This is a genomic window from Blautia caccae, from assembly GCF_040095955.1.
Lineage (GTDB): Bacteria > Bacillota > Clostridia > Lachnospirales > Lachnospiraceae > Blautia > Blautia celeris.
On sequence record NZ_JBBMFP010000022.1, the window covers coordinates 13,835 to 34,642 of the forward strand.

The 20,808-nt window shown below is 49.9% G+C and carries 17 protein-coding genes; 3 read left to right on the forward strand and 14 right to left on the reverse strand.

The window, feature by feature from the left end; translation table 11 throughout:
- Window positions 1–109 precede the first annotated feature (109 nt).
- Window positions 110–1,060: a 3'-5' exoribonuclease YhaM family protein gene (locus WMO65_RS20075; protein ID WP_148392379.1), complete on the reverse strand. Its 951-nt coding sequence runs from the start codon at window positions 1,058–1,060 to the stop codon at window positions 110–112.
- A gap of 75 nt (window positions 1,061–1,135) precedes the next feature.
- On the reverse strand, window positions 1,136–2,479 hold the full coding sequence (locus WMO65_RS20080) for a S1C family serine protease (RefSeq protein ID WP_187370574.1): 1,344 nt from the start codon (window positions 2,477–2,479) through the stop codon (window positions 1,136–1,138).
- A 224-nt stretch (window positions 2,480–2,703) separates the two neighbouring features.
- On the opposite strand from WMO65_RS20080, the gene WMO65_RS20085 reads away from it, so the two are divergent.
- Genes WMO65_RS20085 through WMO65_RS20095 form a run of 3 tightly spaced genes read left to right on the forward strand, consistent with a single transcriptional unit; the run spans window position 2,704 to window position 7,222 of the window.
- The gene (locus WMO65_RS20085; RefSeq protein WP_148392381.1) at window positions 2,704–5,082 is read left to right on the forward strand and encodes an endonuclease MutS2; all 2,379 of its coding nucleotides are present in this window, start codon (window positions 2,704–2,706) and stop codon (window positions 5,080–5,082) included.
- A gap of 17 nt (window positions 5,083–5,099) precedes the next feature.
- On the forward strand, window positions 5,100–5,804 hold the full coding sequence (locus WMO65_RS20090) for a response regulator (RefSeq protein WP_018592951.1): 705 nt from the start codon (window positions 5,100–5,102) through the stop codon (window positions 5,802–5,804).
- Window positions 5,801–7,222 carry a sensor histidine kinase gene (locus WMO65_RS20095; protein WP_103732984.1) on the forward strand — a complete coding sequence of 474 codons (1,422 nt, stop codon included), beginning with the start codon at window positions 5,801–5,803 and terminating at the stop codon, window positions 7,220–7,222. The genes WMO65_RS20090 and WMO65_RS20095 overlap by 4 nt, the downstream gene beginning before the upstream one ends.
- A gap of 90 nt (window positions 7,223–7,312) precedes the next feature.
- On the opposite strand, the gene WMO65_RS20100 is transcribed toward WMO65_RS20095, so the two are convergent.
- The 12 genes from WMO65_RS20100 to dapF all read right to left on the reverse strand — a co-directional run bounded on the left by WMO65_RS20100 (window position 7,313) and on the right by dapF (window position 20,736).
- Complete coding sequence (locus WMO65_RS20100; protein WP_033143110.1) at window positions 7,313–7,813, reverse strand: tRNA (cytidine(34)-2'-O)-methyltransferase; 501 nt, start codon at window positions 7,811–7,813, stop codon at window positions 7,313–7,315.
- Window positions 7,814–8,014: 201 nt separating this feature from the next.
- Window positions 8,015–9,004, reverse strand: a complete 990-nt coding sequence (locus tag WMO65_RS20105) for an AIR synthase family protein (protein WP_033143109.1) — start codon at window positions 9,002–9,004, stop codon at window positions 8,015–8,017.
- A gap of 135 nt (window positions 9,005–9,139) precedes the next feature.
- Window positions 9,140–9,850, reverse strand: coding sequence for a 3'-5' exonuclease (locus WMO65_RS20110; RefSeq protein ID WP_033143108.1), 711 nt, complete (start codon window positions 9,848–9,850; stop codon window positions 9,140–9,142).
- Between the two features lie 5 nt (window positions 9,851–9,855).
- On the reverse strand, window positions 9,856–10,503 hold the full coding sequence (gene nth, locus WMO65_RS20115; RefSeq protein WP_033143107.1) for an endonuclease III: 648 nt from the start codon (window positions 10,501–10,503) through the stop codon (window positions 9,856–9,858).
- Window positions 10,475–12,268 (reverse strand): B12-binding domain-containing radical SAM protein, encoded by a 1,794-nt coding sequence (locus WMO65_RS20120; RefSeq protein ID WP_148392383.1) that lies wholly within the window; start codon window positions 12,266–12,268, stop codon window positions 10,475–10,477. Before WMO65_RS20120 ends, nth begins: the two co-directional genes overlap by 29 nt.
- Entirely contained in the window at window positions 12,265–12,432 is a 168-nt protein-coding gene (locus tag WMO65_RS20125) for a FeoB-associated Cys-rich membrane protein (protein ID WP_103731636.1), read from the reverse strand. Before WMO65_RS20125 ends, WMO65_RS20120 begins: the two co-directional genes overlap by 4 nt.
- Before the next feature lie 105 nt (window positions 12,433–12,537).
- On the reverse strand, window positions 12,538–14,526 hold the full coding sequence (gene feoB, locus WMO65_RS20130) for a ferrous iron transport protein B (protein ID WP_103731632.1): 1,989 nt from the start codon (window positions 14,524–14,526) through the stop codon (window positions 12,538–12,540).
- Entirely contained in the window at window positions 14,523–14,750 is a 228-nt protein-coding gene (locus WMO65_RS20135) for a FeoA family protein (protein ID WP_033143104.1), read from the reverse strand. The genes feoB and WMO65_RS20135 overlap by 4 nt, the downstream gene beginning before the upstream one ends.
- A gap of 21 nt (window positions 14,751–14,771) precedes the next feature.
- Window positions 14,772–16,064, reverse strand: a complete 1,293-nt coding sequence (locus WMO65_RS20140) for a cation:proton antiporter (RefSeq protein WP_033143103.1) — start codon at window positions 16,062–16,064, stop codon at window positions 14,772–14,774.
- A 165-nt stretch (window positions 16,065–16,229) separates the two neighbouring features.
- Window positions 16,230–18,365 (reverse strand): anaerobic ribonucleoside-triphosphate reductase, encoded by a 2,136-nt coding sequence (gene nrdD / locus WMO65_RS20145; RefSeq protein WP_103731633.1) that lies wholly within the window; start codon window positions 18,363–18,365, stop codon window positions 16,230–16,232.
- A gap of 182 nt (window positions 18,366–18,547) precedes the next feature.
- Entirely contained in the window at window positions 18,548–19,906 is a 1,359-nt protein-coding gene (locus WMO65_RS20150; protein WP_148392386.1) for an MATE family efflux transporter, read from the reverse strand.
- Window positions 19,903–20,736, reverse strand: a complete 834-nt coding sequence (dapF, locus tag WMO65_RS20155; protein WP_033143121.1) for a diaminopimelate epimerase — start codon at window positions 20,734–20,736, stop codon at window positions 19,903–19,905. The genes WMO65_RS20150 and dapF overlap by 4 nt, the downstream gene beginning before the upstream one ends.
- Between the last annotated feature and the right edge of the window lie 72 nt (window positions 20,737–20,808).

Here is a 20,808-nt window from a genome sequence, read left to right on the forward strand (position 1 = left end):
TCCTTCCATCCGAAAACTTTTCACTGTCTGCTTTCGTCCAAAAAGGGAGTGGCTTCTGCCTTATGGCTGACTGCCGCTCCCCTTTTTCTACCTAAATATTCTGTTCCTGTTATTCTTCACAGCCGCTTTTTCTCAAATTGGACTCAAACAGCCGGTTATATCCCAGCCATTCCTTATTTTCCCCTGCTGCACGGAAGATTTCCGTCAATGTCTCCATCTTGGCATCCGTATTATCCGCAAGGTTCAGTGCCACTGCCTCTGCAAGCGCAGGTTTTTTCGGTGATCCGTATTCCAGTTCGCCGTGATGGGCCAGAATACAGTGTTTCAGCTCGCTCTCCAGCTTCTCTGGAAATCCCGGGATTTCCCGGGCCTTATCGTGGAGCATCTCCGCCCCGATCATAATATGTCCCAGAAGCTGTCCGTCATCCGTATAGTCATTCATGGGAAACGGGCTGAGTTCCTTGGTCTTGCCGATATCATGAAGCATGGCTGCTGTGATCAGCAGGTCTTCATTGAGAATGGGATATGTACTGCAGTAATAGCTGCAGAGCTTCACTACACTCAGAGTATGCTCCAAAAGTCCACCGATAAATCCATGATGCACGGTTTTTGCAGCGGAATTCCCCTTGAATGCCCTGATAAACGCCTCATCTTCCGCAAAAAAGCTGTGCAGAAGACGGGAAAGATAAATATTCTTCACCCGGCTTACGAAATTCAGAAGCTCGCCATACATGGCCTCCACGCTTTTATCACTGACCGGAAGATAATTTCCCGGCTCGTATTCTCCCTCAGATGCCTTGCGGGCCCGCTTGATGCTCACCTGCAGAGATCCCTGGAAGCTGGTCACATCTCCCACAACATCCACGTAGTCCAAGGTATCAAAATCATCAATCCCCAGCGAATTAGGGTCCCAGATCTTTGCGTCTATCGTGCCTGTCTTGTCCTGTAAAATCACATTTTCATAGGGTTTTCCGTTTTTTGTGACTGCCGGCTGCTTATGTTTGCACAGATAAATTCCCGCTAACTTTTCGCCTTCGTGCAGTTCATTGATAAATCTCATATTTCAACCACCGGCGCGGTAAAATGCATGCCGCTGCCGGTTCTGTGTGTCTGTTTCACACAGAATCCTTTCTTTTTATAATGCCCCCAAAGTCACTTCAAAAGTAACTTCCACATAGCCTTCGGTTCCCTGGCGCATTGCCTTGACTTCTATGACAGAACCGGCTTTGCAGGATTTTAGCTGCTGCTGATAGCCTTTTACTGTCTCCACCTTTTCTTTGTTGACCTCCACGATCACATCCGCATTGCGGATATCGGCCTGCATGGCCGGTGAATCTATCTCCACACCTTCTACGAAGACACCTTTGGGGATGCCTTTCTTCTCGGAAATCTCTGAGGTGATCGTCTGCCCGGTGACTCCCATATAAACGATATCCTTATTGTTGGACAGATTTTCAATCAGATCCTTTGTCTGGGATATGGACAGACCGGTGATGATATTCTTTGTGTCGGCCTTGGCGAAAGACTGGGCTATCACACCCACAACTTCCCCTTTCAGATTCACAAGAATCCCGCTTCCGTCTCCGCTCCCCACTATATCGGTTGTGAGAATGCCGTACTCCGCGTCCACTTTAGACACCGAATTGGTGGTCGAAGTCACCACTCCATAAGCTATAGAATCACTATACCCCATCGGGCTTCCAATTGCAATAACAGGTTCTCCCTGATTTAATCCGTATGAATTGCCCAGAGGCGCTGTTATGATCTTTTCCTTTGTCTCTGCTGAGATGTCGGACACGGGAACCTTCAGGATGGCAAATCCCGTATTCTTATCCGCTTTCTGGAACCTGGCATCCACCACGCTCCCATCGCAGAATACCACCTGTATCCGGTCCACATTTTCCACGATTCTGTACTCTGTGAGTATAAACATCTCCTGCCCGTTATCCGCAACGATCAGACCTGATATCTGGTTTTCATAAGGTGTCTGAAACCAGTCCTCATCCTTCTTGCTGCCGATCACCGTCACCATGGCCTTCTTTGGCTCTTCCGCCTGCTTCAGAATCTCAGTGTACAGGTTCTTGTAATCATCCAGTGTGATCTCCCTGGATTCCGCATGAGCTGCCTGGCTGTCCTCAGCGGATTCATCTGCTGCCTGCTGCTCTGACTGCCCATTGTCCTGGGGATTCTGCTCCTCCTGGGTTCCCGGCTCTTCGTCTCCCGGAATGTTTACATAGGGAACCTCTTTGCTCTGTACGTTTTTCTCTATCTTGGGTTCCACATAGGCAAATGTCAGCGCAGCCGCAAGGCCGAAAAGAACCCCTCCGGCTGCAAGAAAGCCGGCGTGCCTGGCCAGCTTTTTTTTATCAATAGGGCGCTCTTTGATTGTCTCTTTCAGGAACTCGTAATTATCTGCTCCGGTGTCCTGTTCCTGCTTTTCATCCTCGTGCCTTAAATCTTCTTTTTTTTCATCATCCATAACACATCTCCTGCCGCTCTGTAAAAGATGCCATAAACTTTTAATTATTTTACCAGATATATGTGAACAATTTATGAAGAAGGCGAAAATTATTTCCTGCTGCCCTCAAAAAGTCCCTTTTCTTTCCGCCCGATATGCGTTAGAATAAGGGTATCTGTATCATGGCGAAATTATGCCGTGACAGAACCGGACATATTAATCAGATACTTAAAAAGGTGAATTTTATGAATGAAAAAGCATTACGAACTCTGGAATATTATAAAATCATAGAACAGCTGGAGAGCTTTGCCACCTGTTCCATGGGGAAGGCACTCTGCCGGGAACTGACTCCTCTGGATGAGATCGGTAAGATTGAGGTCATGCAGCAGGAAACCGCAGATGCTCTGGCCCGTATCTATCAGAAGGGCAGCCTGTCTTTCGGCGGAGTGAAGGATGTCCGCGGCTCTCTGAAACGCCTGGAGGTGGGAAGTACCTTAGGCGCCGGCGAACTGCTGGCCATCTGCTCTCTTCTGGAAAATACAAACCGTGCCAAAGCCTACTCCAGAAAAGAGAATGAGGACGAGCGCACAGACTCCCTGGACGGCATGTTTGAGGTTTTACAGCCCCTGACTCCTCTGTCTGCAGAGATCCGGCGCTGTATTCTCTCCGAGGAGGAGATTGCTGATGACGCAAGTCCCGGACTGCGCCAGGTGCGCCGCTCCATGAAAAATACCAATGACAAGATCCACAGCCAGTTAAATTCCATTGTAAACGGCGGTTCCCGCTCCTATCTCCAGGATGCGGTGATCACCATGCGCAACGGCCGCTACTGTATTCCTGTAAAGGCAGAGCACAAAGGCCAGGTGCCCGGCATGATCCATGACCAGTCCTCCACCGGCTCCACCATTTTCGTGGAACCCATGGCGGTTGTAAAGCTGAACAACGACCTGAGGGAACTGGAAATAAAAGAACAGCAGGAAATTGAGATCGTGCTGTCAAACTTAAGCGAACTGGCTGCCGGAAATCTGGAACTTATAGATGACAACCTGAAAATTATGGTGGAACTGGATTTCATCTTTGCCCGCGCCCTGTTGGCCAAATCCCAAAATGCCTCAGAACCGGTATTTAACCGGGAGGGAATCATTGATATCAAGAAGGCCCGCCACCCGCTTATCGAAAAGCATCAGGTGGTTCCCATCGATGTGCGCCTGGGCGAATCCTTTGATCTGCTGGTAGTCACAGGTCCAAACACGGGTGGTAAAACCGTCTCCTTAAAGACCGTCGGATTATTGACCCTGATGGGACAGTCAGGCCTTCATATACCTGCCTTTGATAATTCCCGTCTCAGCGTTTTCAAGGAAGTTTACGCGGATATCGGGGATGAACAGAGCATTGAACAGAGCCTCAGTACCTTCTCCTCCCACATGACCAATGTGGTGCATTTTATTGAAAAAGCGGATAAAGATTCCCTGGTGCTCTTTGATGAGCTGGGCGCCGGCACAGACCCCACAGAGGGCGCGGCTCTGGCAATTGCCATTCTCTCCTCCCTCCATGACCGCGGTGTGCGCGTTATGGCAACCACCCACTACAGTGAATTAAAGGTCTATGCCCTCTCCACCCCCGGCGTGGAGAATGCTTCCTGTGAATTTGATGTGGAGACCCTGCGTCCCACTTACCGCCTGCTCATCGGCGTTCCCGGAAAGAGCAACGCATTTGCCATTTCAGGCAAGCTGGGACTGCCGGAATATATCATTGACCGCGCCAGAGAACAGATCAGCCAGGAGGACGAATCCTTTGAGGATGTACTGACCAGCCTGGAACAGAGCCGCATCACCATTGAGACTGAGCGGGAAGAGATCGCCTCCTACAAAGAGGAGATCAAGGCCCTCAAAGCCCAGTTGGAGGAAAAACAGGATAAACTGGAACAGCGGAAAGAGCGCATCCTGGCGGATGCCAATGAGGAGGCACACCGTGTTCTTCGGGAAGCCAAGGAATACGCTGACCAGACTATGAAAGTCTTCAATAAAGCCGGAAAGGAAACCCTCTCCGCAAAAGAACTGGAACAGAGACGCTCCGAACTGCGTAAAAAAATGGATTCCGCAGGCAAAAAGGTGGCGCTTAAGACACCTCCCAAAAAAGCATCCACGCTCCGCCCCCAGGATCTGTCCCTGGGCGATTCCGTCAAGGTTCTGAGTATGAATGTAAAGGGAACCGTAAGCTCCAAGCCCGATGCCAAGGGCATGCTCTTTGTACAGATGGGCATCCTGCGCTCCAGGGTACACATTTCCGATCTGCAGCTTCTGGACGAACCGGTCATCACCGGCCCGGCACTTTCAAGAACAGGCGCCGGCAAGATAAAGATGAACAAATCCGCCTCAGTCAGCACAGAGATCAATCTGCTCGGCAAGACCGTGGACGAAGCTGTGGCTGAGCTGGACAAATACCTGGATGACGCATACCTGGCACATTTAAACAGTGTCCGCGTTGTCCACGGCAAGGGCACAGGCGCCCTGCGGAAAGGCATCCACAACTACCTCAAACGCCTGAAATATGTAAAGGACTATCATCTGGCTGAATTCGGCGAAGGGGACGCCGGAGTCACCATCGTAGAATTCAAGAAATAAACCATAGGGGGTATATCATGGCTGCGAAACAGAAAATACTGATCGTTGACGACGACAACAACATTGCAGAGCTTATCTCTCTGTACCTCACCAAGGAATGCTTTGACACCATGATTGTCAATGACGGTGAGGAGGCGCTGAAGGCATTTGCCTCCTTCGGCCCTAACCTCATTTTACTGGATTTAATGCTTCCCGGAATGGATGGCTATCAGGTCTGCCGGGAAATCCGCCACAAATCCAATGTTCCTATCATTATGCTCTCCGCAAAAGGGGAGATTTTCGACAAGGTCCTGGGACTGGAACTGGGCGCGGATGACTATATGATCAAACCCTTTGACTCCAAGGAACTGGTTGCAAGGGTGAAGGCTGTCCTCCGCCGCTACCAGCCCACTGTGGCTCCGGGAAACCAGCCCTCAGGCAAATACGTGGAGTATCCTGACCTGGCTATCAACCTGACCAACTATTCTGTTGTATATTACGGAAAACAGGTGGATATGCCGCCAAAAGAACTGGAGCTTCTGTATTTCCTGGCTGCCTCCCCCAATCAGGTCTTTACAAGGGAACAGCTCCTGGACCATATCTGGGGATATGAGTATATCGGGGACACAAGAACCGTGGACGTACATATCAAACGTCTGAGGGAAAAAATAAAGGACCACCCCGCCTGGTCCATCAGCACCGTATGGGGTATCGGCTATAAATTCGAGGTCAAAAACGGATGAAAAAATCGCTTTATATCAAGTTTGTGGCATTCTTCCTGATTCTGGGGTTTATCGGTTTCTTCACAGTTTCCATGATAGGCCCCTCCATGGTGGAGAACCATCTGGAGGATGTCTACAGCGGAGATTTATACCGGGAGGCTTCCTCCATCGCAGAGAACAGAGCCTCCAAATACTATCAGGAACAGGCGACTCTGGACAGCGTTGCCATGAACCTGAAAACCCTGTCCATCTATCAGGATGCGGAGATTTGGCTGATCAGTCCCCAGGGTGAGATTCTCCTGAGTACATCCGATGATTTTTCTGAGGATGAGACCAGGACCATAGAGCATTTTAATCCCGGGCACTCCAGCGGCTCCTACTACCAGATCGGCTGTTTTTACGACCAGTTTGCAGAGGATCATCTGAGTGTCATGGTACCTGTCACCTGGAAAATGTCCATTCAGGGATATGTGGCCATGCATCTTCCCATGTCCATTCTGCAGGAGCAGGAGAACGATGTGATGAATATTATCTATCTTCTGATCCTGATCCTACTTCTGATCATGCTGCTCATGCTGGCTGTATTTTCCTTCATGGTCTACCGCCCGCTGAAGAAGATCATCGCAGGAGCTGATCAGTTTGCCTCCGGTAACCTGAAGCACAATATCCCGGTGTACACAAGGGATGAGATGGGCTATCTGGCTCTGACCCTGAATTACATGTCCGATGAGCTTGACAAGACAGGGGAATACCAGCGAAAATTTGTCTCCAATGTATCCCATGACTTCCGCTCCCCCCTGACTTCCATCAAAGGTTACACGGAAGCCATCCTGGACGGCACGATTCCGCCTGAGCTTCAGAATAAATATCTGAACATCGTGGTGTACGAGACAGACCGCCTGTACAAACTGACCCAGAGCCTCCTCACCCTGAACGACATGGACGAAAAGGGCAGAATGCTGGAATATACAAACTTTGATATCAACAATACCATCAAGACTACCGCCGCCGCCTTTGAGGGCATCTGCCGTGAAAAACGCATTTCCATTGAACTGCTGCTCACCGGGCAGACCCTGTATGTATCCGCGGATATGGGTAAAATACAGCAGGTTCTCTACAACCTGATTGACAATGCCAGCAAATTCAGCCCGCCGGATTCCATCATCAAGGTGGAGACCACCATAAAGCATGAGACCGTATTTGTCTCTGTCAAGGACTCGGGCTGCGGCATACCCAAAAGCAGCCTCCCAAAAATCTGGGACCGTTTCTACAAGACAGATCCTTCAAGAGGAAAAGACAGAAAAGGCACCGGTCTTGGGCTCTCCATTGTGAAGGAGATCATCAACTCCCACAACCAGCACATCAATGTCATAAGCACAGAAGGTGTGGGTACGGAATTTATCTTCACCCTCTCCAAAGGGACAGAAAATAAAAATTAAAAAACGGCAGACAGCCGGAACCGGGTTTTTGGCCGGTACCGTCTGTCTGCCGTCTTCTGTTTTCTCACCGTTTTTCACGGAATATTCTATTTACTTCCAGTCATACTTTGTCAGATGCCCTTCTAACTGCATATGGTCAAAGTGATTCTGCCGCAGCGCCTCATACAGCACAATGGCAACAGAATTGGCCAGATTCAGGGAACGGATATTGCCGATCATAGGGATACGGATTGCTGTCTCCTGGTTATCCAGAAGAATCTCCTCCGGAATACCGGCACTTTCCTTGCCGAACATAATGTAACAGTCCTCCTCATAACGGACATCCACATACGTCTGAGGGCCTTTTGTTGTAGCCATGTAAATTTTCGCCCCGGGATTGCGCTCCAGAAAGTCCTGATAGTTAATATAAGTGGTCACATCCAGGTCCTTCCAGTAATCCATTCCCGCACGTCTGATTGCCTTCTCATTCAATTTAAATCCCAAAGGCTCGATCAGATGCAGCCTGGTGCCTGTGGCCACACAGGTTCTTCCGATATTCCCTGTATTTGCCGGGATCTCCGGCTCAAAAAGTACAATGTTTAATTTTGCCATATCATTACGCCTCTTTTTTCCAGAACCTTATTTCGTTACTGTTCACAGCCACTGTCCCGGGAGGTGTTTTCAGGCCGAAGGCATGAAAATCCCGAGGCAGCCAGCGCGATATAGAGCATAATGCTCTATATCTGTGCATCGCGAAGCGTGTTGCTGGGCACGCAGTGAACAGTAACCTTATTTCAGCCGGCCTGCGGATTTTTATCCAAGATATATTTTATAGAGCTCATCGCTCTGGGGTTTGTCCAGGTATCTGGTATCCTCGCCGTTTCTGAGGATCCTATCATTGCTGTCTGTGACTTTTCCCACAACTGCAGCGTGGATTCCCGCCTGTTCCAGCTTTCTGACCAGACCGAATCCGTCATCTGTTGTGATCAGCATAGAACCGCTGGACATGAGTATATAGGGATTCAGACCCAGTACCTCACACACCTCCACAGTTTCCTGCCGGATGGGTATCTTCTTCAGATCAATATCAAGACCTGTGCCTGAGCCGCTGCCCATCTCCCAGAGTGCGCCGAACACGCCGCCCTCCGTAATATCATGCATGGCTGATACACCCCATGCCTTAGCAATTTTTGCCTCCGGTACCACGGAGAGATACCGGTCAAACCTCTTTGCTGTCTCCACAAAAGAAGGTGCAAAGCGCTCCAGCAGCTTCTTCTCTTTCTCTTTTGCCGCAATGGATGTGCCCTCCAGACCGATCCATTTCGTTATGACAACATCCTGTCCCGGTTTGGCGGCGGAGGTTGTAAGAACCTCCTCTTTTTTTATCCTGCCCACACCTGTGATGGAAATGAGCGGCTGCTTCACCACATCCGTGATCTCTGTGTGTCCCCCCATAACCTCGATATTCAGCTCTTCACAGGCTGACTCCAGGCCGCGCATCATCTCTTTTAACTGTGCCTCCTCTGTCTCGGGAGTCAGAAGAATGGTCACCATGATCCCCAGAGGCTCTGCCCCTGAAGCTGCCAGGTCATTGGCTGTGACATGCACGCTGTGGCTGCCCATATCCTTGATGGTACCGGTGATGGGGTCGGAGGAGAATACCAGCACATCCCCTTTGGCCGGCTCCAGGACTGCGCAGTCCTGGCCAACCGCAGGACCAACCAGGACCTCCGGCCTTCTATGTTGTACTTCTTTTAAAACGGAACGGATCAGCACCGGTTCCGGTAATTTTCCTATCTTCATGTTTCTGTCCTCTCTGTCTGTCAGCTTAAAAAGGACAATGCCATGGGAAGTACCATAGCCAGAACCAGAATTCCCGCCACAATGCCTGCTACCACGCGCTTTACCTTATTATTGTTCATATTCATCATTGTCATATCACCTCATAATCTTTCCATAAGACCCTAAAATGGTATCTATCAGTCGGGAGGCTTCATTTTTAGTCAGGCTCTCCACTTCTGTGCTAAGCTCTATTCTATGATATTTTACTAATTCCTGCAAGTGGCGTTTTTGTGCCGGTGTGGCCGGCCCCTGCTTTTTCACCTTATAATTCAGTATTTTCGGCGCAAAAAGCTCCGAATTCTCCTCACCGTATTCGCTTTTCAGTCTCCGGTAGAGAAGATGTGCCGTCAGCGCGTCATCCAGAGCCCTGTGGGCATTTTCCTGTGGTATTTCATAGTGGAGCCGGAGGCTTTGGAGACTGCGGCTCGGAAGATCTGCAAGCAGCGCCCTGGAAATCTTCAGAGTATCAATTCCCTCTTTTTCAAAAGTAAATCCGTTATTGACTGCGCTGTGTTTTATAAAGCTGTAGTCAAACATAATATTATGGCCCAGAAGCGGCAGCTCCCCGCAGAATGCCACAAGCCCCGGGACCGCGTCCTTTATCTTCGGCATGCCCTTTACCATATCCTGCGTGATTCCGGTCAGCTCTGTGATCCTCCCGGGAATCACCCTTTCCGGATCAATGAGGGTGCTGTAACTGTCCACAACCACTCCGTTTACCACCCTGGCGGCACCTATTTCCAGTATTCTGTCCGATTTTGGGGACAGGCCTGTGGTCTCCAAATCCAGAGCTATATATGCATCCATATCGTCTATTTCCTTTTCTTTTTTTGCCGCTCCCTGTATTCCCTGCAGTAATCTGTCAGAAAGCATTCCTCACACTTTGGATTCCTGGCAAAGCATATCTGCCGTCCGAAGGTGATGATCTGTATATTGTAGAGAATCCAGTGGTCCTTTGGCAGAACCTTCATAAGCTCCATCTCAATCTTCTCCGGGTCTTCCTCTTTTGTGAATCCCAGACGTTTGGAAATACGTTTTACATGAGTATCCACCACTACGCTGGGTTCGTGGAAAATATTTCCCCGGATCACATTGGCCGTCTTGCGCCCCACTCCCGGAAGCTGTACCAGATCCTCCAGCGCACTGGGCACTTCTCCCCCATACTTTTCACAGATCATCTGCGCACATCCTATAATATTCTTTGCCTTGTTGTGATAGAATCCCGTAGGCTTAATATCCTGCTCCAGTTCCTTCAGATCCGCATCGGCAAACGCCTGCATATTGGGGTATTTTACAAATAAATCCCTGGTCACTATATTCACCCTGGCATCTGTGCACTGGGCACTGAGCATGGTGGCGATCAGAAGCTGGCCCGGATTTTCATGGTTCAGATAACATTTATATTCTGTTGTATAGACTTCATCCAGTTTATCAAGTATCTCTTTTGTCCTTTTTGTCATAATCTTCTCCCTGACAGTCAATTCCTGATTCCAGATTCACAGCACACATGGCGGCGTCATACGTCAGCGGGTTCCGTCTCCGGTAGTCAAAAAGTACCGGGAATTCCCCTCTCTTCTTTTCACCGCCCAGTATATCATAGTGAAACACTTCCAAATGTGTCATTTTCATAGTCTGCCTGGCCTGATACCCCTTGTAGTCAGCAAGCAGCACGGGATTTTCTTCCTCTTCTCTGTAAAACGCCTGCAGCCGCTTCTTATATGGTGCCATATCACAGGCCCAGGACGGCCTGGTCTTCAAATTCTCCCTTGCATACAGATCAAACAGCATCAGTTCCCGGAAATACTCCGTATCCGCCTGCTGCCTCTCCTCCAGATATTCCAGCAGGATTTCATACCTCCGTATCCGTGTATGAGAGATTCCCTGGTATCCCTTCTCATTGTAAAAATCTGCCAGCGCTTCATACATGGAAAATGCATCCTGAAACAGTTCTTCCATGGCTTTTACCGTGCGGATAAACTGACCGCTGTTGTAATAGACCTCCACCATCTCTTCCACACCCTTCAGCCTCAGCACATCCCCGTAGGAAATCCAGTTTGTCTTAAGGACCTCATAGGGTTCTGCCTCCTGGTAGACACATCCATAGGCCTCTGCCATCTCATGCATATAAGACCCTTTCAGCACCTTCAGAAATCCAAGCTGAAGCTGCTGGGGTCTGAGGCTGTAGACCTGCCCAAAGGAACGGCGGAAGCTCTCATAATCTTCATAGGGAAGACCCGCGATCAGGTCCAGATGCTGGTGTACATTTCCGCCCTTCTGCACCTCCCTGACCGTTTCCGCTATCTTGTCAAAGCTGGTTTTTCTCCTAATCTCCCTGATTGTTCTCTCATTGGTAGACTGCACTCCGATTTCCAACTGAATCAGACCCGGCCGCATGGAGGCGATCAGGCTGATCTCCTCCTCCGTCAATAAATCGGCGGCGATCTCAAAATGAAAATTCGTCACGCCGTTGTCATGGTCCCTGATATATGTCCAGATTGCCATTGCATGCTCTTTTTTGCAGTTAAATGTCCGGTCCACGAACTTCACCTGCGGCACCTTTTCATCCAGGAAAAACTGCAGCTCATCAAGTACCAGGTCCAGGCTTCTGAACCGCAGTTTCTTGTCAATGGATGACAGGCAGTAGCTGCAGGAAAAGGGACACCCTCTGCTGCTCTCATAGTAAATGATCTTGTGTGAGAACAGAGCCATATCCCCATAGGGAAATACCAGCCTGTCCATATCCATAATGGGTCTGGAAGGCGTTCGCACGATTTGCCCTTCCTGTCTGCAGACAAGCCCCCGGATGGCAGCAGGCCCGCTGCTTTCCCTCTCTGTTCTCTTTTCGTAGTAAGAGGCCAGTTCCAGAAAGGTCTCCTCCCCTTCCCCGCACATGACACCGCAGGCCCAGGGACAGCGCTCTAAAAATGCCTCCGCGTCGTAGGAGACCTCAGGTCCGCCCACCCAGATATCTGTCTCCGGAAGTATTTTCCTGATATCTCCCATAATGTCTTCCACAAAGGAGATATTCCAGATATAGCAGGAGACACACAGCACCTCCGGCTTCTGCCTGTACACACCCCGCAGGATCTCATCCTTCTGCTGATTGATGGTATACTCCGCAATCTCCGCCCGGATACCATGCCGGGCAGCATAGGACTGCAGGCTGTACACAGCCAGATTGGAATGTATATATTTGGCATTGACTGCCATCAATAAAATCTTCATTTCTCATCTCCGTTCTTCTTCTGCCCGCCGCAGCCCCTGCCGCACTCCCTGCAGTTTCCGCCGCAGCCGCAGAATTTCCCGTTTTTTATATCTTTGACTTTTTTCCGGATCACAAACCCGGCATAGACTGCCACCGCAGCGGCGAGTATTATGGTCACTGCCATATTTCCTCCTGTTCCAAAAGAGGTGCCGCACACTTAAGCCTCCTGCGAAGCCCGGTACCGCACCCCTACTATATATTATTTTTACAAAGTTGTCATTAGGAAACTTCAGGACAGCAGCCTTCCTGCCTGGAAAACCACCACAGAGGCGGCATAGGCCAGAAGAAGCTGGAAGAATACCATCTTCAGCGTCCATCCCCAGGAACGCGTCTCTCTCTTAATGGTCGCCAGTGTTGCCACACACGGTGTATACAGCAGGCAGAATACCATCAGAGAATAGGCGTTCAGGGCTCCGAATCCCACAGACCCCAGGGATGCACTGAGCACAGCCATGCCCTGTACGGAGTTTACATTGTTGACTCCATAGAGCACGGAGAAGCTGGATATTACCACTTCCTTGGCCGACAGACCGGAGATCAGGGCCACCACGATCTGCCATGTTCCCAGTCCTGCAGGCACTAAAAGGGGCGCCAGCACTTTGCCGATCTGGGCGCCGAAGCTCTGCGTCACATCCGCGGTCATGCCATGGATACCATAGTTTAAAATAAACCAGATGACAATGGAGGCCACAAAGATCGTAGTACCTGCTTTCGTCAGGTAATCCTTTACCTTTTCCCACACATAAATCCTGATGGTCCTGGCATTTGGCACCTTATAATCAGGCAGCTCAATGAGCAGGGTTGCCTTCTCACTGCTTTTCCACAACTTTCCTATGACAAGTGCTATGGCTATAGCCATGAGAAGTCCCAGCGCGTAGAGGGAAAATGCCGCCATCATGGCGTGCTTTCCAAAAAACATATCTGCAAACAGAACGTAAATGGGAAGCCTGGCGGAACACGACATAAACGGCGTCAGAAGAATGGTCTTCTTCCTGTCCTCCTGGTTTTCCAATGTGCGTGACGCCATGACAGCGGGAACCGTACATCCAAATCCCAGCACCATGGGAAGAAACGCCTTGCCGGACAATCCCACCTTACCCATGATCCCGTCCATAACATAGGCCACGCGGGCCATATAACCACTGTCCTCCAGAAAAGCAAGAGCCAGAAACAATATGAAAATGTTCGGCAGGAAAGTCAGGATTCCGCCCACACCCGTCATGATACCATCCACGATCAGGGAGACCAGCCAGTCTGCGGTTCCCAGATTCACCAATGTACTCCTCGCCACCGTAAACGCCAGGTCCATCCAGGATTCAAACAGCCCCTTGACTATGTCCCCTACGGTAAACGTGAGGAAAAACACCATGGCCATGATTCCCAGGAAGACGGGAACACCCCATAGGGGATGGGTCAGGACCCTGTCTGCCTTCTCTGTCAGGGACTCCCTGTTGCCTTTATAGAAGACACACTCCTCTAAAACAGTCTCAATATACTCATACTTCTGATTGATGATCTGCTTTTCATAATCCCTGTCAAGCAGATCGGACACATCAATGGGATGGTCCTTAAATATCTGCTCATCATTTTCCAATATCTTAATACTGTGCCAGCGGATGTTCTCGCTGTCCGGATGTTCCACTGCGATACGCCTGGAAACCTCCTGGATCTTCATTTCAATATTCGGTTTATAGGTGACAACCGGGTCAGCCACCTGCTCCTCATAATGATGCTTTACTGCATGGAGAAGTACATCCAGGCCGCTTCTCTTCCTGGCGGATACCGGAACCACAGGAATATTGCCCAGCATCTCGGGAAGCCTGTGGAGATCCAGCTCCATCCCCCGCTCCTCCACAATATCCATCATGTTAAGAGCCAGGATCACCGGTTTGCCAAGCTCCAGAAGCTGCAGCGTGAGGTACAGGTTCCTCTCCAGGGCTGAGGCATCCACAACATTTACGATCACATCCACCTCTCCGCCCAGAATGACCTTTCTGGATACCATCTCCTCCATGGAATAAGAGGTAAGGCTGTAGATTCCGGGCAGGTCGATGAGCCTCATCTTCTGCCCCTTATAGGATGTCTCCCCTTCCTTTTTCTCCACCGTAACACCCGGCCAGTTGGCTACCTTCAGGTTGGCGCCTGTATATGCATTGAACAAAGTGGTCTTGCCGCAGTTAGGATTTCCTGCAAAGCCTACACGAATCTCCTCTTTCATCCTTTCAGCTCCTCCACTTCTATCCCTTCCGCGATCTCATTGCCAAGCGCCCATCTGCTCCCTCTCACCTTGATAATAGTGGAACCGTTACGCTTTCGGTTCAGAACCACTACCTTTGTACCCTCCAGGATTCCCAGCGCCTCCAGGCGCCGCTGGATTTTTTCCTGTTCCTGAACGCTGGTTATGCGGTAATTCTGCAATATATCCGCCTGATTCAGCTTCATCTGTCGTACTTCCTTCCGTCTCTATTTTGCCTGCTGCTTTCCGCCCACATAACGGGATGCATCACTTTTTCCGGCCGCCTCAGCCTCTTCCATAAGCCTTGCATATTCATTTTGCTCATATTCCACCTTGCCGCTCTTCTCACTGAAGCTCAGCTTAAGTAAAATAGGTGAAATGATGGTTGTGATGACCACCACCACAACAACTGGCCCCAGAAGAGAGGAGGACATCAGACCCACTGCGTTGCCCTTTGCTGCCACGATCAGCGCCACCTCACCCCTGGACACCATGCCCATACCGATGCGGATACAGTCCTTGTTCTTATACTGACAGACTTTGGCTCCTATTCCGCATCCCACGATCTTCGTGAGCACTGCCACGATGACCAGAACCACTGCAAAGACAAGGATCATGGGACTCATATCAGGAAGCTCCACCTGAATACCGATGCTGGCAAAGAATACCGGAGACAGCAGAATATAGGATAAAATCCCAAACCGCCTTGCAATATAATTGGTATGCGTTGTCTTGGTAATGATCAGACCTGCGAAAAATGCACCTGTAATGTCCGCAACTCCGAAGAACTTCTCTGCACAATAGGAAAAGAGCAGACAGATCACAAATGAGATAATGACAAACCGCTGCAGATCCCTCTCGTAACCCTTCACCCACTTTTTAAAAATAACGTGAAGCAGATAGCCTCCCACACCGACGAACACGAAAAATCCCACGATCTTCGCAAACACAACCACCACATTTACACTGGAATCCGCCAGGCTTGTGATGATTGTCAGCGCGATAATCCCCAGCACATCGTCAATAATGGCTGCACCCAGAATGGCATTTCCGGCCTTGGTGTTCAGCTTGCCCATCTCTTTCAGGGTCTCCACTGAGATACTCACACTGGTAGCGGTAAGGATAACACCGATAAAAATATTCTGCAGCATGATACTTGCCGAAGCATTGGATTCTATCATGCCCGGCCTGTTGAAGAACCAGGCCACTCCAAGACCTCCCGCAAGCGGTACCAGCACACCTAACAGCGCAATGACAAAGGATGCCTTGCCGCTCCTTTTCAGTTCATCAATATCTGTCTCCAGGCCTGCGCAGAACATCAGCACGATCACGCCGATCTCCGACACCTCATGGATAAACTCTGTCTGCTTCAGTATCCCGAAACAGGCCGGTCCCAGCAGCAGTCCCGCAAGCAGCGCACCCACCACCTGGGGCATCCTCACTTTTCTGGTAAGCAGTCCGAAGACCTTGGTGCTCAGCAGTATAAGCGCCAGGTCCAGTAAATAAGTATAAGAGTTCATAGTTTTTCCGTCCTTTCTCTCCCCTGTGTCTTACTCTTTTCCCATTTTCCGCACAAAACGAAATCCAATTAATCGTACCACAATTCTAAAAAAAAGGAAATGGAAAAACGTCACAAAACCTCAAAATTCCGCGCAAAAAGGCTGCCCCAAAAAGGGCAGCCATCATTACATGGATTTACGCTCCGCAATTTCCGCCATCTTGGCAGTGTTCAGTCTGGTATCGCCATGTACGCGGCTGTATGACAGATACCCGTTCATCCTGTCTATCTTCGTCAGGTTGGTGGAACCGCAGACCGGGCAGACATCCATCTCCAGCTCTTCATGTCCGCAGTCATCACAGTAGGCCAGAGAGAGATTCACACCCTCATAATATCCCAGCGCCATTGCCCTTCTCACCAAAGCACGGATCGCATCCGTGTTATACCCTATGGGATAACGCACATACTGGATCTTGCCGCCGTTGCACAGTTCCCAGAAACGGCCCTCACAGTCCTGCTTCTCAATCGGGGTCATTTCCTCCGTCACATGACAGTGGAAACTGTTGCTTACATAGGGACGGTCGGATACACCCTCCACGATACCGTACATTTTCCTGAACTGCTCCACCTGCAGACCGCAGAGACTCTCTGCCGGGGTACCGTAGATGGCATACAGATTTCCGTCCTCCTCCTTAAACTGCGTCACCTTGCTGTTGATATACTGAAGTACTTCCAGGGCAAAGGCCCCGTCCTCCCGAATGGATTTTCCGTTGTACAGCTCCTGCAGCTCGTTAAGGGCCGTGATGCCGAAGGAAGCTGTCATGGGCTTCAGAAGCGGTTTGATCTTGTCTGAGGGTTTCAGATTCCCGCCGTAAAAGCCGCCTTCACAGTAGGCCAGGGGATTGGTGGATGCCTTCATCTCTCCCAGATAGTCATAGGTTCTGATATGAAGCTGGCGTATCATTTCCAGATAGAAATCAAGCACCTCGTAAAAATCACGGTTCTCCGCTCTTGCCTTTGCCAGGATCATGGGCAGATGCAGGCTGACTGCACCCACATTGAACCTTCCCACGAATACAGGCACATCCTTGTCATCCGCAGGTGTCATGCCGCCGCGCTCATACCAGGGGCTTAAAAAGGCACGGCATCCCATGGGGCTGATCACCCTTTTATACTTTTTGTACATACTGGAAATATAGCCGTCCCCGCTCATAGACAGCCAGTCCGGATACATGGTCTTTGCCGAACACGCAATGCCGGCCTCAAACACATCCTCGCTTACGCCGCCCTCTCCGTGAATTTCCTCATCATAGAGAAAGACGATTTTCGGAAACAGTACCGGCTTTTTGTGTCCCGCTTTTCCCTGCCCCTCTTTATGCACATTGAGGAGGGAAATGCTGCACATCTTCTCAAAACGTTCTGTTCCAAGCCCCAGCGTCACAGTCACAAAAGGATAATCTCCTCTGGAGGAACCGACGGTATTGAGCTTGTACTCAATCCCCTGCCAGCCCTGGTCAAAGTCGCGGTGTACCTTGTCATACGCGTACTTTTCAGCCCTGTCCTGTGCATGCTCCCACTCCGGGTCCACATATTTCAAAAATTCTTCTTTATATTTTCTGTAGCTTTTCTCTGCATAAGGGGCCAGAATCTTATCCACCTCCGGCACCGTGAAACCGCCGTACTGCTGGGCAGCGGTGCTCAGGATAATATCCCCCATAACGTCAAATGCAGTGTCCAGTGTCTTCGGCTCGTTGTACCAGACATTGCCCATCTCAAATCCGCCCTTTAACACATTTGCCACGTCAAAGAGACAGCAGTTCATGGTATCCAGCCTTGCAGACTGGTCATGAATATAAATATAGCCGTCCTTGCATGCCTGCAGCTCATTGCGGTTCATAAAGAATTTCCGGTAAAGTTCCTTGTTCAGTTCATTGAATATCAGGCTTCTCTTGGTTGCAACCAGCGCACTGTCTGTGTTTGCATTGCTCTTGTCCCCGATATAGCGGATAGACTGGCTCTTGGTATAGACCTCGTCCATCATGTGGATAAAATCATGCTTATAATTTCTGTAATCCCGGTAACTCTTGGCAACCGCAGGGTTTACCTGCTCCAAAGCCCCCTCCACAATATTGTGCATTTCCTGGATCGTAATTTCTTTCTTCCCCAGGGACTCCGCCTTGTCTGTGGCATATCTGCACAGGAAGTCAATCTCCTTCTCCGTAAAACTGTACATGATCCTTTCCGCGGATTTATTGACTGCCCTGACTATTTTCTGAACGTCAAATTCTTCTTTTGTTCCATCTTTCTTAATTACATAAATCATTGCCTTCACCTCATTGCAGCACTACATCTTGTGTCACTTATTATTTTATTCTTTTGTTATTACCAGATTTTGTATCACAAAGTATATCATGTTTCTTTCTGAAAGGGAAGTGGGAATATTGCACAAAATCCAGATGAATTTAATCCAATATCCCCACGAAAGCCTTGAGGCTTCAATATTTTTTATCTCGTAATATTATTCAGCCATTTATAACTTTTATATCGCTTCCAGGAAAACGGCACTTTGATCACCTCATCGCTGCACAGGATTATGTAAACCCATGGCATGGGTACGTGTATCACAAAGGCCGCCACAGCTGCAGCGAAAATGGAGCACAGCCACATGATTCCCACGTCCAGGAACAGCCCGAACATAGTGTCTCCCCCGGCTCTGAACACGCCTACCACCAAAGTGGAGTTGAAGGACTGTCCCACCACATAGTAGGACATGATCACCATCATAACCTGGAGATAGGATTTCGCCAGAGGCGTCAGTTTCAGCATATTGCACACAAAGGGTGAGATCACAAGGATCAGGATACCGCCCGCTGCTCCGAACAGAAGGGAAAGCTTTGCAAACCGGCTGCCGTAATCCCTGGCAAGCGCCTCTTTCTTCTCCCCGATCGCCTTGCCTATCATGATGGCAGTGGCGTTGGAGATACCGAATGCAATGACCATGGACAACTGTCTGCACACCTGTGCCACGGAATGAGCAGCCACAGACGCGCTGCCCAGATGCCCCACAATGGACGAGATGGCAGCCATGCCTGCGCCCCAGGCAAACTCATTGAGAAGCACAGGGAAGGCATACACGAAAAAGTCTTTTTCCAGCCATTTGTATCTTTTGAACATATCCTTTATGCGGATGCGCACTACATCATTTTTCTTCCGGGCATAATATACGACAATAATGACCTCAACAGCTCTCGCGCACAGCGTGCCGATAGCCGCACCTGCAGCCCCCAGGGCGGGAGCGCCCAGAAGACCGAAAATAAAAACCGCATTGAGGATAATATTGACGGACAGGGATGTGGCATACACCACCGTCGCGATCACTACACGCTCAATACTCCTGATAATATTCAGATATACATTGGTAAACGCTGCAAGTATGTAGGAAAACGCCACGATCCGAAGATAGCTCACACCCTCCGCAATGATCGCCTCGTCTGAGGTGAAGATCCGCATCAGCAGATCCGGCATGCACAGCGCCAGCGCCGTGAATACCGCAGCGGACAGGATCGCTATGCGGAAGGACATGCCCATGACCTTCTCAATGGTCCGGGTATCCTGCTTTCCCCAATACTGGGCAGTCAGCACACAGGCCCCTGAGGTCAGTCCGAAGAAGATCAGGGACAGGATAAAATATACCTGGTTCGCCAGGGAAACGCCGGAAAGCGCTGTCTCTCCCACTCTTCCCAGCATAATCACGTCCGTGGAGGTAACCCCCACGTTGATCAGGTTCTGAAGTGCCATAGGCATGACAAGCCGCATCACATTTCCGTAGAAGCGCTTGTCCTCTGTTGTCATACGAAATCTCATAGTTCGATCGTACCGTCAAAAACCACTTCCGCAGGACCTGTCATGTAGATGGTGTCCTCTTTTCTGTCCCAGAAAATCTTCAGGTCACCGCCCAGCAGTTTTACCGTTACCTCCTCCTCTGTATATCCGTTCATCACGCAGGCTGCCGCCACAGCACAGGCTCCTGTCCCGCAGGCCAGGGTCTCCCCGCTGCCTCTTTCCCAGACCCGCATCTCCACAGTCTTCTCATCTAAAACACGGACAAATTCTGTGTTGACACCCTCCGGAAATGCCTCGTGTTTCTCAAAATAAGGACCAATCTCCTTAATATCCAGTCCTTTCACATCCTCCATGAACACCACCGCATGGGGATTTCCCATGGATACTGCCGTCACCTCATAGACCTGCTGCTTCACAGCCAACGGCTCACGGATGACCTTTTCTTTTCTGTGCTTCATGGGAATGTTCTCCGTATGGAATTCCGGCTTTCCCATATTCACTTTCACCAGAGCCACTCTGCCGTTTTTCACAGTCAGATCCAGGTACTTGATGCCGCTTTTCGTATCCACACTGATCCTTGTCTTGTCTGTGAGGCCGTAATCATACACATATTTTGCCACACAACGGATGCCGTTGCCGCACATGGCGCCCTGGCTGCCGTCCGCATTGTACATTTCCATCTCAAAATCCGCTTTTTCTGAGGGTTTGATCAGGATCAGCCCGTCAGACCCAATGCCGAAATGCCGGTCACTGACCTTCTTTGCCGCTTCCGACGGATTTTCCACTGTCTCCTGAAAACAATTCACATACACATAATCATTGCCGATTCCCTGCATCTTTGTAAATTTCATCGCTGCTGCCTCCTTTGCTCTGTATCCTGTGTCTTCATTTTCTTTTCCCCGGGCAGCGCATTCCCGCACCTG